The 14,344-nt window shown below is 51.0% G+C and carries 19 protein-coding genes and 3 pseudogenes; 13 read left to right on the forward strand and 9 right to left on the reverse strand.

The window, feature by feature from the left end; translation table 11 throughout:
• Positions 1-190 precede the first annotated feature (190 nt).
• From C1P89_RS07560 to C1P89_RS07600, 9 genes are all read right to left on the reverse strand, one after another.
• On the reverse strand, positions 191-1,222 hold the full coding sequence (locus tag C1P89_RS07560; RefSeq protein ID WP_005136263.1) for an IS630-like element IS630 family transposase: 1,032 nt from the start codon (positions 1,220-1,222) through the stop codon (positions 191-193).
• A 100-nt stretch (positions 1,223-1,322) separates the two neighbouring features.
• Positions 1,323-1,787 carry an NlpC/P60 family protein gene (locus C1P89_RS07565; protein WP_001209780.1) on the reverse strand — a complete coding sequence of 155 codons (465 nt, stop codon included), beginning with the start codon at positions 1,785-1,787 and terminating at the stop codon, positions 1,323-1,325.
• A 77-nt stretch (positions 1,788-1,864) separates the two neighbouring features.
• Complete coding sequence (gene btuD / locus C1P89_RS07570) at positions 1,865-2,614, reverse strand: vitamin B12 ABC transporter ATP-binding protein BtuD (RefSeq protein WP_000029466.1); 750 nt, start codon at positions 2,612-2,614, stop codon at positions 1,865-1,867.
• A complete protein-coding gene (gene btuE / locus C1P89_RS07575) occupies positions 2,614-3,165 on the reverse strand; it encodes a bifunctional thioredoxin/glutathione peroxidase (RefSeq protein WP_001154187.1) in 552 nt (183 codons plus the stop codon). Before btuE ends, btuD begins: the two co-directional genes overlap by 1 nt.
• Positions 3,166-3,227: 62 nt before the next feature.
• A complete protein-coding gene (gene btuC / locus C1P89_RS07580) occupies positions 3,228-4,208 on the reverse strand; it encodes a vitamin B12 ABC transporter permease BtuC (protein ID WP_000956531.1) in 981 nt (326 codons plus the stop codon).
• A 192-nt stretch (positions 4,209-4,400) separates the two neighbouring features.
• Positions 4,401-4,838, reverse strand: a complete 438-nt coding sequence (locus C1P89_RS07585) for a CCDC90 family protein (RefSeq protein ID WP_005142454.1) — start codon at positions 4,836-4,838, stop codon at positions 4,401-4,403.
• A 100-nt stretch (positions 4,839-4,938) separates the two neighbouring features.
• A complete protein-coding gene (locus C1P89_RS07590; protein WP_000403440.1) occupies positions 4,939-5,439 on the reverse strand; it encodes a hypothetical protein in 501 nt (166 codons plus the stop codon).
• A 2-nt stretch (positions 5,440-5,441) separates the two neighbouring features.
• On the reverse strand, positions 5,442-6,419 hold the full coding sequence (locus tag C1P89_RS07595; protein ID WP_032156149.1) for a phage integrase: 978 nt from the start codon (positions 6,417-6,419) through the stop codon (positions 5,442-5,444).
• 49 nt (positions 6,420-6,468) lie between these two features.
• Entirely contained in the window at positions 6,469-6,780 is a 312-nt protein-coding gene (locus C1P89_RS07600) for a helix-turn-helix transcriptional regulator (RefSeq protein ID WP_000021112.1), read from the reverse strand.
• A 95-nt stretch (positions 6,781-6,875) separates the two neighbouring features.
• Here C1P89_RS07600 and C1P89_RS07605 point away from each other — a divergent pair, with 95 nt between their 5' ends.
• From C1P89_RS07605 to C1P89_RS07660, 13 genes and pseudogenes are all read left to right on the forward strand, one after another.
• Positions 6,876-7,154, forward strand: a complete 279-nt coding sequence (locus tag C1P89_RS07605; RefSeq protein WP_001151412.1) for a hypothetical protein — start codon at positions 6,876-6,878, stop codon at positions 7,152-7,154.
• A 14-nt stretch (positions 7,155-7,168) separates the two neighbouring features.
• A pseudogene (locus tag C1P89_RS07610) lies at positions 7,169-7,438 on the forward strand (DUF4761 family protein); the annotation flags it as partial.
• Positions 7,439-7,500: 62 nt separating this feature from the next.
• A protein-coding gene (locus C1P89_RS07615; protein WP_087879964.1) for an IS3-like element IS600 family transposase occupies positions 7,501-8,657 on the forward strand; the annotation gives its coding sequence in 2 pieces (ribosomal slippage) (positions 7,501-7,750 and positions 7,750-8,657; 1,158 coding nt in all).
• A gap of 42 nt (positions 8,658-8,699) precedes the next feature.
• A pseudogene (locus tag C1P89_RS07620) lies at positions 8,700-8,774 on the forward strand (DUF4761 family protein); the annotation flags it as partial.
• A 10-nt stretch (positions 8,775-8,784) separates the two neighbouring features.
• Positions 8,785-9,072: a hypothetical protein gene (locus tag C1P89_RS07625; RefSeq protein ID WP_000159130.1), complete on the forward strand. Its 288-nt coding sequence runs from the start codon at positions 8,785-8,787 to the stop codon at positions 9,070-9,072.
• An 11-nt stretch (positions 9,073-9,083) separates the two neighbouring features.
• Positions 9,084-9,326, forward strand: a complete 243-nt coding sequence (locus tag C1P89_RS07630; RefSeq protein ID WP_000514277.1) for a DUF4754 family protein — start codon at positions 9,084-9,086, stop codon at positions 9,324-9,326.
• Positions 9,323-9,436: a hypothetical protein gene (locus C1P89_RS07635; protein ID WP_000021668.1), complete on the forward strand. Its 114-nt coding sequence runs from the start codon at positions 9,323-9,325 to the stop codon at positions 9,434-9,436. Before C1P89_RS07630 ends, C1P89_RS07635 begins: the two co-directional genes overlap by 4 nt.
• Positions 9,437-9,522: 86 nt before the next feature.
• Positions 9,523-9,726, forward strand: a complete 204-nt coding sequence (locus C1P89_RS07640) for a hypothetical protein (protein WP_000985159.1) — start codon at positions 9,523-9,525, stop codon at positions 9,724-9,726.
• Positions 9,723-9,968: a MarR family transcriptional regulator gene (locus tag C1P89_RS07645; RefSeq protein WP_000153690.1), complete on the forward strand. Its 246-nt coding sequence runs from the start codon at positions 9,723-9,725 to the stop codon at positions 9,966-9,968. Before C1P89_RS07640 ends, C1P89_RS07645 begins: the two co-directional genes overlap by 4 nt.
• Positions 9,969-9,993: 25 nt before the next feature.
• A pseudogene (locus tag C1P89_RS25880) lies at positions 9,994-10,113 on the forward strand (ash family protein); the annotation flags it as partial.
• On the forward strand, positions 10,110-10,475 hold the full coding sequence (locus tag C1P89_RS07650) for a hypothetical protein (protein WP_000599382.1): 366 nt from the start codon (positions 10,110-10,112) through the stop codon (positions 10,473-10,475). The pseudogene C1P89_RS25880 and the gene C1P89_RS07650, both read left to right, overlap by 4 nt.
• 6 nt (positions 10,476-10,481) lie before the next feature.
• Positions 10,482-13,304: a replication endonuclease gene (locus tag C1P89_RS07655; RefSeq protein ID WP_000123418.1), complete on the forward strand. Its 2,823-nt coding sequence runs from the start codon at positions 10,482-10,484 to the stop codon at positions 13,302-13,304.
• A 76-nt stretch (positions 13,305-13,380) separates the two neighbouring features.
• Entirely contained in the window at positions 13,381-14,340 is a 960-nt protein-coding gene (locus tag C1P89_RS07660) for a plasmid segregation protein ParM (RefSeq protein WP_000686484.1), read from the forward strand.
• The last annotated feature ends 4 nt before the right edge of the window (positions 14,341-14,344 follow it).

The raw sequence follows: 14,344 nt of genomic DNA on the forward strand, positions 1-14,344 counted from the left end.
GAGTAACTTTCATTTGTTCCATGTTAACCACTTTTTCAGGGGTCCTTTTTTTAGATTATCCTGATTATAAACGAATAATCCATTTACGGAATTTTTGTCTGCAAAATACTACTGTATTCAGGAGTAAATGGACGGCGATGTATCATCGCCGTCCATTTTTCGACATACTAAATAGCTGCGCTTAATACCGCTACACTTTTGCCAGCCCATGTTTGCCTCCGGGGAATGGGCTGACGGTTTCCATAAAATGGCGAACTTTTTTCAACAGTTGCCACATTGAGCTGCACTGATGATTACGCGTTATTGTGTCGTGAAGTGCCTGCCATAGCCGTTCAACATGATTCACCCATGGCGAGTAAACCGGCTGATAAATGACCCTGAACTTCGGGTTCTCCTTCAGCCAGCTCTGTGTTTCCCGGCTTTTGTGGATAATGTAGTTGTCCACGATCAGCGTGATGGTTTTCGCCCGACGGTATGTCGCTTTAAGCCGCTTCAGCAGGCTGATGAACAGCGCCGAACTTTTGCTGTTGCCGCCCACACAGCTGACTTTACCTGTCCCGCTGTGCAGCGCTCCGGCCAGATAATATTTTTCATTCTGTCCCGGCGTGACCACCCGTTTTTGCTGTCCGCGCAGTTGCCAGTCCGCACCGATTTTGGGATTAAGATGGATATCCACTTCATCTTCATAAAAGACCGGATGCTCTGCGCTGCATTCGTCCAGTGCTTTATGGATTGCTGCCATCTTTTCATCTTTATGCGGGTCACGGATACGCAGAGTTGGCGCAGCCCTTCGCCACACAATCCCCGCAGACGGCAACCAGCGGCGAACGGTTCCGGCATTTAACTGGCAACCGGTTATCTCATTGATTTTTATTGCCAGCAGTTCTGTACTCCAGCGTGAACGCTGGTAGCCAAAGTCGCCGGGAGAATGTTTTACCAGCTCACGTAACAGTGTGCAGATATGCTCAAACGGCCAGCGACGGGCACGCCCGGCAGGTAATGATTTCAGTCCCTCAACACCCGACTGCGTGAACCAGTTAATCCAGCGTCCAACAGAGGAACGGGCGCAGCAGAGCGTTCTGGCAACGTCGCTGACACGGTCGCCCCGGTGCAGCATCAGCATGGCAGTCAGTCTGCGGGCATAATTTTTATCGTGTGTTTTATGGATGGCTTTCTGCATCAGGCGTCGTTCGTCACGGGAAATTGGTGCTATGATCGGCATTGCTCAGTCCGGTTGGTGATTTGTTTTGATTTGGCGATTGATCAGATCGCACAATCCGGGCTAAGTTCCCTCAAAGTGATCTACTATTCCGCGCAGCTATTTAGATTCGTCTCGCCTGCCAGAAATTTTTCTGCCAATAGACATTATCAAGTGAGGAACGCATCACTCCCTTGCTGGTAGAGGCGTGGATAAATTGGTTGTTGGTATCGTAAATACCTACATGCAAACCATTTTGTCCGGAACCCGTTTTGAAAAAGACCAGGTCACCAGGCAGCAACTCGTCTTTATCAATTTGCGTGCCGATAGAGGCTTGTTCTTTGGTTTCTCGGGGCAGCTGCAAATCGAAACGATCGCGCATCGTTACAACCACAAATCCCGAACAGTCCACACCGCGCCGCGTCATGCCACCATAACGATACGGCGTGCCATGCCAGCTTTGTAGCTGGTCGTTCAAACCGGCAATAACGGTAATCGAATCAGAAAGTCTGGCATTTGGCGGCGGTGCTTTATGGTGGCTACACCCGGCCAGAAACAGTGCTGTGATCAAAATAAGGCAGAAACGCATTCCGTACGGTTCCTCTGTTTTTTATTCTTGCATTAATTTAGCGTCGTAATTACCCGATTTTCAAGATACTAATGAAATCAGATGGTCGAAATCAGCATTCTGTGACCTTCGATATCCAGACGGCGAAAATTCATCCCATAGGCCTGCGCCAGATTTGGCGGCGTGAGCACCTCTTCTCTGCGTCCACTGGCCAGCATTTTTCCACCTTTTAGCAACCACGCCCGATGCGCATGACGCAATGTGTGGTTGAGATCGTGACTGCTCATCACAATCGCCAGTCCTTGCTGACACAGAGCGCTCAGAATTTTGTCTAACGCACTTTGTTGCGCAACATCAAGACTGTTCATCGGCTCATCAAGAAGCAGCAATTGGCCTGCGGGATTGGCTTGTGGTGTGATTTGCAGCACCACCGCAGCAAGACGTACGCGTTGCCATTCACCGCCGGAAAGTTGATTGGTGCTACGTCCGAGTTTGTCATCAAGAGCCAGCGCCCCTGCGACATCATTCAGTAGTTCGGTACGCGTTTTATCGTGCTGATGCAGTGTCAGATAGTGCCAGACCGGCATTGCAAACGGCGGCGTCTGCTGTTGTGAAAGATAGGCGCGATGCAGCGCGAGTTTTGTTGCGGACCATGCTTCCAGTGGTTGCCCCGCGAACTGAATACTTCCCTTACCGCTGGTCATTCCGGCCATTCGTGCCAGTAAGGTACTCTTACCCGCGCCATTCGGCCCCACCAGGTGCAGGATCTCCCCAGCCCGAACCTCGCCAGAAAGTGGCCCCAGGCGGGTAGATTCCGCAACATCCTGTAACTGCATCACAATAGACATTATTTTGCCAACGCCAGTTTAATGCTTTCCATCACAATGGGGTCTTCCGGCGTCATATCCGGGGAAAAACGCTGGATGACCAATCCGTCCCTGCCAACTAAAAATTTCTCAAAATTCCATAAAATATCATCAGGGTACAGCGGTGCACGACCTTTGCTGACCATACGGGCATAGAATCCGCTCTCTTCCGGCGCGACTGCGGTCGGCGCTGCGGCAATCAATTTTTGATACAGCGGATGGCGTCCTTCGCCGTTAACTTCAATCTTACTGAACATCGGGAACGTCACCCCCCATGTGGTGGTACAGTAAGTTTTAATCTCTTCATCGCTGCCCGGTTCTTGTTCCAGAAACTGGTTGCACGGGAATCCCAGCACCACAAAACCTCGATCGGCCCAGGCTTTCTGAATATTCTCCAACTGCTCATATTGCGGCGTTAAGCCACACTTTGAGGCGACATTGACAATCAACAGCACATTACCGGCGTACTTCTCCAGCGTGGTCACTTCACCGTCGATATCTTTCACTACGGTCGTCAGAATGGAATCTTGCATCGTTTCTCCTGGGTGTGGTCAGTAAAAATCTTAGCTTTTAATCATAGACCGTCTTTTTGCGGCTAACGTCCTGCTTTTAACAATAACCAGATAAACACCGGCGCACCCAACGTTGCGGTGACCACGCCAATAGGCAGCTCTGCGGCAGCTAATGCCAGGCGCGCTACAATATCGGCCAGCAGCACTGCGCTCGCCCCTGCCAGCGCGCAGCCGGGAAGTAATACGCGATGATCGGTTAAACCACACAACCGAAGAATATGTGGGATCACCAGACCAATAAAGCCGATAGCACCCGCCAGCGCCACACTGACGCCAACCATCCAGCCGGTCGCTGCCACCAGCACATTGCGCCAGAACCACAGGGGTAAACCCAGTTGCCGCGCCGAGATCTCGCCAAGTGCTAACATATTCATCGGCCTGGACTGACAACAGATCCACAACAACACGGGGATCAATGCCAGCATCAGCCAGCTTTGCCGCCAGTCTACGCCGCCAAAACCGCCCATCATCCAGTACATCAGCTGACGTAAATCAACAGAGGTGGAAAAGTAGATAGCCCACGTCATTAGTGCGCTACAGATAATCCCTAATGCAACGCCAGCCAGCAATAACCGACTGGTCGAAAGATGACGACGGGCGAAACGTAAGAGTATTAAAGTGATGATAAGCGCGCCAGCAATCGCACACAGCCCTAGCGCCCAGTTGGGGAGTTGCCCTTGCCCAAGCAATACCGCGGCGATAAGCCCCACGCCTGCGCCGTTAGAGACGCCAAGTAGTCCAGGTTCTGCCAGAGGATTTTCAAACAACGCCTGCATTACAGCGCCGGATATAGCCAGCGCCGCACCAACCAGCAATACAGCCAGCGTACGTGGCAGGCGAATTTGCCAGACGAACAGTTCGCCACGAGGAGTAAACCAGTCACCTGGCGAAATCCATTGTTCACCGGCGCAAAGGCTTAAGAGAAGCGCCAGCAGCATCAAAACTGACAGGCATAATAACCAGCGAATATTTTGTCGCTGTTGTTGGCGGGCAAGTGTCAGCATGGTATCCGTTCTGCTGAAGTGTCATGGCGTTGATTTTACGGTGACTCTTCGACAGTGAAAAGAAAAAAGGCCGCAGAGCGGCCATAAACACAAACAAAAATCAATAAGTTAGGTAATTATCAAAGACTTACAGACACACAAAAACACAGCCAACCACAACAAATAACAGAGATGTGGTCAATTTGTGGATCATCAGCCAACAAATTTAGCAACAAATACAGCAACCGCCGCTGTGAAAATGGTTGTGCACACTGGCACAATAATGCCACTCCAACGCCACTTCGTATTATCATCAACCTTGTCAAACCGCCGATTCATCTCATCCATAATCTTGTCAAAGCGTTTATCCATCGCTTCGGTAAGCTCACCCTTCAGGCTGTTAATGTCTGATTTGAGCTGCTCTTTCAGGTTAGCTGTATCAGATTTAAGCTCACCTTTCAGATTCGCAATATCGCATTCAAGATCACCTTTCAGATGTGCTATGTCTGCTTTGAGTTCACCTTTCACCTCACCAACATCGGCTTTAGTTGAGAGGTTTGTAGTGCGTTCAGCAAGCGTCGCAAGGTCGTTTCTTGTTAGCGATAAATCACCTTCGAGCCGCTCAATTCGCCTTTCAAGTTTATCTGACATTCCGCCTCCACTACTGCCGCCATCGCCACCATGATAAAGCACATCACGCTCAGAATGCGACACACTACCTGCTGAATTACCGAAAAGATTTCTTGCTACATTACCCATTATCACCATCCTGCGCTTTGTCTTTCTCCAACCACTTCAGCACCGCAGACGTACGATAAAGGCTCAGGTAACCACAATTCAGGCAATGCAGCGTGTAATAAGTTTTGCGCATATCAGGTATGCTCTTAACATCACCCAAAAAAGCATAAGATACATAATGCTTTATGTTCTCTTTAATTAACTCACTCTGTTCCTCCAGGGGTAGATTGTTAAAATTTTCTGGTTTCTTATTTTTATCCCAGCAAAGATCCATACTTTCTGGAACAGATAATCGCGACGATCCACATGAAGGGCAGACACTGGAGACCCCCTTCTCAGACAAGAAACGGAAGAAGATTTCTGGCGTAATCTCCATCAGCCGCTCTTTATGTTTTTTGACACGACTCATCGACTTCTTATTGATTTCATCAGCTTCTTCTTTGCATTTATCTTCTATATATTTCGATAGTAAATAGTCATATAACTCTTTTTTTGTAGGTTTTTTTATTTCCATAGTTACATTCCTCCCAAGGGATTAAACCTCACCGCATCCTGCAAGTAATCCGGCGCAAGATGGGCATAAATCATCGTTGTCTGAATCTTTGCGTGCCCCAGAATTTTCTGGAGCGTCAGAATATTGCCGCCGTTCATCATGAAATGACTGGCGAAGGTGTGGCGCAGCGCATGAACAGCCTGGCCGTCAGGAACATCAGGTGCGACCGTTTTGATGACATCGCGAACCAATGAATAATCCAGCGTCGGAAACACCAGTTTCCCGCCCCGTTTTTTGATCTTTTCAAACAGGCTTTCAGAAATAGGAACGGTACGGTTTTTGCTGTTCTTCGTTTTTGAAAAAGTGATTCGACAATGAAGAACACGGCGCTGCTCCAGTGCCGCTACCTCGCCCCATCGCGCCCCGGTCGACAGAAGGATTTCGACGGCCAGCCGTTCATCGGGATTTTCAGCCAGTGCATCCAGCAACTGAACACATTCAGACTTACTCAGATATCCCATTTCACGCTCGTTAACCTTCATTCCTTTAAGGCCTTGAACGGGGTTATCGTTAAGAAAATGGCCGGATGAGATGAGTGCGGTAAACATCGCGCTTAACGCCCCAATCTCTCGATTTATGGTGCTGGGCTGTATCCCCTGCTCTATCCTGGACACACGTAGCTCGGTGAGCATCGTTGTATTAAGTTTATGCACGCACGGGTCATCCATTGCCTCACTCAAGCGCAGCAATTTAAGGCGCGTGTTATGCCCTGACTTCATTAGCTGGCCGTGGTATTTCCACCACAAGTCAATAAGCACTGACAGCGGACGGCGATCAATGGAGTTTCCTTTCCACTCATTGTTATGCTGTTGCGCCAGCACCCACCGCTCATATAAAACTGCATCCGATTTCGTTTTAAATTTTTTGCGAATGCGTTTGCCTTTACGCCCCTCAGGACGCATGTCAAGAAGATACCCTCCCGGAATTGATTTTATGCTCATTCGTGAAGCCCCAGCGTTACAAGACCACCATGCCCCCAGCGTTCCATGATTAGCCGGGCTGTGTGCCAGTCTTGCGGGATTTTTGAGAAGACGATGTGTTTTCTGGCCCATCAGGGGAGAGAGAAGGACTGATCTGCCCAGCAGCCTCATTTGTTTCGTTACTCATCAACCACGTAGTGTATTTTTTAAATTCCGGGTGCATTGTGATTTTCAGTAAAACCTCCGTTCCCACACCTCGAATACCAGTCTCGTATTGCTTAACCGTACCAACCGCAATACCTATTGAATCCGCGAACTTTGCCTGACTAAGCCCCTCAGATTCTCGAATTGCTTTTAGCTTCTTTGATATCTCTATTGACATGGTGTGCACCTGAATACTATATTGGTTATCAGTTGAGTACCACTTGACGCTACAAAGAGCCACAAATAGCACCAGATTGAATAGGTTATCACACCATGGCAAAAGTCCTTAACACATACGAACAAGCGGATTTTGAGCGTTTGGCGGCGTTCTACCCATACCGTAATGAACATGGGCTACCGGTACTTGAAGAAAGCCTAGAGGATTATGCGAAACGCACAAATCAAAGCATTCTCGCTGTAAGAAGGCAGGCTGATAGATCGGTAATTCCCGTTACTCAAGAAGGAAGAAACACAAAACGCAAAGTAAATCTCTTCGCAATTTTCCTGAAAACCATCAGAAACGCAGAGAAATACGTGCAGATGACAAAATAACGAGGTGTCATTTTATGCTGAAGCAACGCCGTAATTTTTGTACCGGAACAGAACGCCACGCTAACCGTTTCACTACCAGTGCATCACGCAGCAACATCCGCTACAGCCTGAGTGATACACACGCAACGCCGGATGGCTACCCAGTAAAACAAATCGGCGAGCACGCCTGGCTGATTGAGAAAGCTGGAATCGTGATCCACAAATGCCCACGCAATCCGTTTACCGGAAACCGCATTTTTGCACTGAGCTGTGGCGACAATCAGTTCGGGCAGGATTTCACATTGAGGTAGCCTGAGTTTAACGGACACTCCTTCCTGAAATAGAATGGCATCAGAAGGAGCTAATAATGAGCAGAAAAACCCAACGTTACTCTAAAGAGTTCAAAGCCGAAGCTGTCAGAACGGTTCTTGAAAATCAACTTTCGATCAGTGAAGGCGCTTCCCGATTATCTCTTCCTGAAGGCACTTTAGGACAATGGGTTACCGCCGCCAGAAAAGGGCTCGGTACTCCTGGTTCCCGCACGGTGGCTGAACTGGAATCTGAAATTCTGCAACTGCGTAAGGCGTTAAATGAAGCTCGCCTTGAGCGAGATATATTAAAAAAAGCAACAGCGTATTTTGCACAGGAGTCGCTGAAAAATACGCGTTAATCGAACAATGGCGACAACAATTTCCCATTGAAGCGATGTGTCAGGTATTTGGTGTATCCAGGAGCGGTTATTACAACTGGGTACAGCATGAACCCTCAGACAGAAAACAAAGTGATGAGCGGCTAAAACTGGAGATTAAGGTGGCACATATCCGCACTCGCGAAACATATGGAACCCGGCGGCTCCAGACGGAGCTGGCAGAGAATGGCATCATCGTTGGTCGTGACCGACTGGCACGTCTTCGTAAGGAGCTAAGGCTACGCTGTAAGCAGAAACGCAAGTTCAGAGCGACTACGAACTCGAACCACAATCTGCCAGTTGCGCCAAATCTGCTGAACCAGACGTTCGCTCCTACAGCACCAAATCAGGTCTGGGTGGCGGACCTGACGTATGTTGCCACACAGGAGGGATGGTTGTACCTCGCTGGCATCAAAGATGTTTATACGTGCGAAATTGTCGGCTACGCCATGGGAGAGCGCATGACAAAAGAGCTGACAGGTAAAGCCCTGTTTATGGCGCTCAGGAGCCAGCGCCCACCTGCCGGGCTAATCCACCACTCTGATCGAGGTTCACAGTACTGCGCATACGATTACCGGGTCATACAGGAGCAGTCTGGTCTGAAAACATCAATGTCGCGTAAAGGTAACTGTTACGACAACGCTCCGATGGAAAGCTTCTGGGGAACGCTGAAAAATGAGAGCCTGAGCCACTATCGTTTTAATAACCGGGATGAAGCCATCTCAGTAATACGGGAATACATTGAGATTTTCTACAATCGTCAGCGTCGTCACTCTCGTCTGGGGAATATCTCCCCGGCAGCCTTCAGGGAAAAATATCATCAGATGGCTGCTTAAAAAAAGAACAAATGGTAGTGTCCGCTATTGCCAGTACACCTCACATTATACGAAGCACTTCGCACGGTTGATCGTCTGCTTCGCGGGCAAAGTTTTATTAAACAGGCTGATTTATAACAGGTGCTTTATGACCAAAGACAATGCACAAGGTGTATTTATCCGTTTTATTGATTTTCGCGGTGAACTGTTATTACGTGCATCCGCTATTGACGGAGTGACTCCGGCGGGTAAAAACGGAGCCGACGAAGCCACTTACGTTTATCTGAACGGCACGCGACTGCTTGTGGAACTTCCGTACCAGACCGTACGAGAAATCATCAGCGAAGATGAAAAGGCACGCCAGGTTAATGGCGATGAACCCTATATCGAAATTATTTGTATGGATTCAGAAGCTGAAATACAGAAAGCAGATTAAAGGGCGTTGTGATGGGCAAAGAATATAAAACTCTCATTAACAAAGCACTTGAGCGTTTTTATTTTCGCTTAAGTGCATCAGGCGCTCATGCTGAACGTGCGGCCCGTGACTCATTGACCAGAGCAATCCGAAGTCTGTATGACGTGGCTTTTTACGCTGATGATCTGGATGCACTTAACGAACTTTCCGAGCTGATCTGTGCCGCAGAATGCGGGGAACATATTGAACCGTATAAGCTGGGAAATATCGCATGAGTATATTTATTTCATGGCTTGTTCTGATTATTTCGGTGGTCTGCGCCATTGGGATTATGCGAATTATTAATTCAGTAAAAAAGATTGAACGCTTTTTCACTGAAGAATAACCGCGCAAATAAGACCCCAGGTTAAATAAGAAAATGTGAAAACAATCCGCATTCGCGGAGGTATTCGCACACGCCAAGGAGGCGTAATGGCAATTAAGCATTTTCCTGTCGTTCGTTTCACCTCCAGAGGACGTGAATACGAAGTTGACGAACGCCTGATTACCACAATCGACAAACACCGTTCAGAAAAGGATGCACATCATATCTATCTCACTGACGGCACTTACTTCTGCGCCACCAACGTGGTGCAGGTGAATCTTATCAGACAGGTACAGGAGTCACGCAGATGACCATTCTGGACTACATCGCTGCCAATCCGGGTTGTAGCAGTGGAGAAATCGCCGCAGCACTGAATACACCAACCACAACCATTAATGCGGAGCTACGCCGTCTCTGGCGCAGCGGTTTAGTCACAAGAAAAGAGCGCAAAACAGGCGGTCGCTTTTCTTATCAGGTAAACCTGATGCCGTTTGGGTGTAGCAACCCACTAACCCAGATGTTCAACCAGCTACTGAGGGAAATCAGAGCATGAGCACCTCCAACTGCCGGAAACCACGTCGGGCTTCAGCAGCTCATCCGGCAGCAAAACAAACTCCATTAATTCCTGTTCCGGGCCTTTCCTGCACCTTGCGGCGGGAGGCCTTCGCACATCTGTAACAAGAGGATTGCCGCAATGATTCTCGCCAACGACTTTCTTGAATACCTGCTCAACACAGAGCGTGATCTTGCCGCTCGCGTGCGTGATCGTTATGACATGTACCTGAAATCCCTGCCTGTACCGCAGCTCGCTGACGGAAAGATTGTTATTGATGGTCGCTACATGATTGACAGCCACGAGGGAAATTACAGGCTTTACCGCATTGAAGGTGGCACCCCGTCCGTTATTGGCATTTACCAGCGCCCATCCTCTGCAATCGTCGATGTGATTGCCGACAGCATCCGCATCACACATCGCCATGCCGACACAGAAGACACCGTGCTGGAAATTCAGCGGCTGGCTACAGTCTGCCGCGACACCCTGAATGGCATGACGAAGTAAATCACTATGACGGCAGAGTACATCAGGGACTGGCAACAACCGCGCCACGCAGTGGGGCGTGAAGGAACGGGGATCCCCGCTCCTGAATCCGCGCTTTCCTCCTGGCTGGATGCCCACCGGGCAGAGAACGAGCGCCGCCAGGAAATGGCTGATGCGGCGTTCTCCGCCACGCCACTGGGCAACCTGATTAATAAAAGCCTGGACGCACAGGAAAAACAGGACAAAACCATCACACTGGCAGGAGACGCCAGAAAACAGGCACGCGGCGCGGTGGATGAAGCCATGGCCTCGCTGCGCCTGCTGCCGTCCTATCTGCGCGATCCGCTTATTCGCCACCTCTCCTTCCTGCGCAAAAAACAGGAAGCCGATCGCCGGAAAGGCAAAAAGAGCTGGCAGGCGGAACGCTATGCACGCGGAACCCTGCGCAAAATATTCGAACGTCTGGATCGCACTGACGGACACTGGCTGACACCGGGTTATCGCTCCCTTGCCGGACGTGAACGCCTGGACGATTTGCTTTACCTGCCGCAACTCAACAAACACCAGATACAGACGCTGGCCACCATGACGGCGGCGATGTTCAGCAGCACCTTCGAAAAACTCTGCGATGGTTTTGGCGCGACTGATGGCGAGCTGACCATGGATGTAACGCTGAAGGCGTATCAGATGCTGGCCCGCATGGCGTTACACTTACACGCCATGCCTCCGCATTATGACGCACTGACAACAGACAAAGACCGGAGGCACGAACCGGACACAGAACTGCTGCCGGGCGCAATCCTTCGCCTGACCTGTGCGGAATGGTGGAAACGCAAACTGTGGCTGTTACGTTGCGAGTGGAGAGAAGAACAACTTCGCGCCGCCTGTCTGGTTTCCAGAAAAACATCGCCCTATCTGAGCCAGGACGCGTTAAGCGAGTTTCGCGCACAGCGCGAGAAAACACGCGATTTCCTGAAAAGTTTCATGCTGGAAAATGAAGACGGGTTCACGATTGATCTCGAGACGGTGTATTACGCGGGAGTAAGTAACCCGGTTCACCGTAAGGCAGAAATGATGGCCACCATGAAGGGGCTGGAACTTCTGGCCGAAGCCCGTGGCGACAAAGCGGTGTTTCTGACTGTCACCTGCCCGTCAAAATACCACGCCACAACGGAGAACGGTCATCCGAATCCCAAATGGAACGGGGCCACAATGCGCGACTCCAGCGATTACCTGGTTAACACGTTTTTTGCGACGGTCCGCAAAAAACTGAACCGCGACGGCCTGCGCTGGTATGGCATCCGCACGGCGGAGCCTCACCATGACGGCACCGTGCACTGGCATATGATGGTCTTTGCTCATCCGGAAGAAATCGACACCATTGTGTCCCACACCCGCGATATTGCCATTCAGGAAGATCGTCACGAGCTGGGCGATGACATAACTCCGCGCTTTAAGGCGGAGTATGTAGACGGCTCAAAAGGCACGCCAACCAGCTACATCGCCACCTACATCGGGAAAAACCTGGACAGCCGCGCCGTGGATGGCATCGACCCGAAAACGGGCAAGCCACGCGTTGACCACGAAACCGGAAAATCAATGGCCGAGAGCGTGGAACGCGCCATCGGCTGGGCGCGCCTTCACCGGGTCCGCCAGTTCCAGTTCTTTGGCATCCCCTCCCGCCAGGTATGGCGTGAACTGCGCCGCCTTGCCAGCCAGATGGCACGCAACCCGGAAGGCCCGCAACGGCTGAAGGATGACGCAATGGATGCGGTTCTTGCCGCCGCTGATGCCGGATGTTTTGCCACCTACATAGAGAAACAGGGCGGCGTACTTGTTCCACGCAAAGACTACCTGATTCGCACCGCCTACGACCTCGCCGATGAGCTGAACGATTACGGCGAACAGAGCGTACAGATTTACGGGATCTGGTCACCACTCATCGGGGAATCCTCCCGTGTGTGCACGCATCCGGATAACTGGAAGCTGGTAAGACGCAAACCGGAAGCGGAAGACAGCGCCCGCGAAAATGGTTTTGACCTTCAGGGCGGCCCTGCCGCCCCTTGGACTCGTGGCAATAACTGTCCCCGTGTACAGGAAACGGACAACAACGGGACAGAACAGCCGGAAGAACGGCCAGCACCGTGGCCGCAGCTCCCTGACGGCGTTGATGTGGATGAATGGATGCGCTCACTGAAACGGCACGAACGCCGGGCGCTGATGCGTTCGCTTCGTGACAAACAGGCAAAAAACAGCAGTGATGAAATGCAGAGCTGGACACAGAGCCGCAAACAGCAGCGGCCTTTGCCTGATAACCACGAATTACTCGCTAAAGAATGGCGGGAGTCTGCTGAATCTCTCGGCCTGCATATCGGTGAACAACAGATGCAGCACCTGTTACGGGGCGGCAGTCTGTACGTTGACGACAGCATCATTGCACCGCAGGGATTTGAAATTGTACGCAAACCGGATACCCGCCCGGACAGCCGAATCACGCAGCTCTGGCAGCGCCTGAGCCGTAATCATGGCGTAAGCAGCACGGAGATCCGCCATAACCCGGTCGCCAGCTATCTGACACAGCTGGGGGCATCAGACCCTGAAGCCGCCGCACGCCTGGCATCCACACTTCAGCAGGACCAGAACACCATGAAAACACCCGTTACCGTGCTTTCTGACATGCTGCGCGCCATCCGCGACGCAGAGCACGCACAGAGAATCAGTGAAACCACTGAACGCGCCCGCCGCAAAGCAGACCTGCTGCGGGGTGGCCTGACCAGTGGAAACAAAAAACAGACAGAAACGGGACTCACGAATCCCGTAAATGAGCAAAAAACGCGCAGCGATATATGAAGCGCGCACAAAACAGGCAAAAACGGGATTTCAGAATCCCGTAAACGATTAATTAATCAACATAAGGAAAAGCGACATGAAAATTTGTATCGACGACGGCTCCACCAACATCAAGCTGGCATGGACTGAGAACGGCGAACGCCGCAACGCCATCAGCCCGAACAGCTTCAAGTCGGAATGGTCTGCGCCGTTCGGTGGCATGCAGCCCGCGAACTACATGCTTGATGGCGTGCGCTATGGTTTTGATCCGGTCAGCGATCGCTTTGTCCAGACAACCGACACGCAATACCAGTACAGCGATGTAAATGTCATTGCCATTCATCACGCGCTGGTCAAATCAGGCATCACGCCACAGGAGGTGGATGTGGTTGTCACCCTGCCACTGAGCGAGTATTTCGACACAAACGCACAGCCGGACATGGCCAACATCAACCGCAAAAAAGCGAACGTTATGCGCCCGGTGGAGTACCAGAACGGCGAAGCATTCACTATCCGTAACGTGCGGGTTATGCCTGAATCCATTCCGGCTGGCTTTAAGGCACTGGCTGACATGAGTCCGTTTGAATCCCTGCTGATTGTGGATTTGGGCGGAACCACGCTGGATGTGGCAAAGGTTCAGGGGCAACTGGCAGGTATCAGCCAGGTGTTTTGCGATCCACACGTAGGCGTTTCTCTGATGGCCGATGCCGTACTGTCGGTGATGGCCACTAACGGTATGCGCACCAGTCACCACATCGCCAATACCATTATCGAACATCGCCATGATGAAGCCTGGCTGCGCCAGCACATCCACAATGACGCGCATTACGCCAGCCTGATGGCGGTTATTCGTGAAAAGGAAGAAACACTGAAACAACGCGTGATCCGCGCGCTGGCGGGTTTTTCGGGTTACGGGCGGGTGATGGTTGTCGGTGGAGGGGCGGAGATTGTGGCACCCGCTATCCGCGAAGCCTGCGGAGTTAATGCGACTTTCATCGCGGACGGGGTGCCACAGTTTGCTCTGGTTAATGGGCTGTACGCAATGGACAAGGAGTAAACCA

The sequence above is a fragment of the Shigella sonnei genome, from assembly GCF_002950395.1.
In the GTDB taxonomy this organism is placed as follows: Bacteria; Pseudomonadota; Gammaproteobacteria; order Enterobacterales; family Enterobacteriaceae; genus ECMA0423.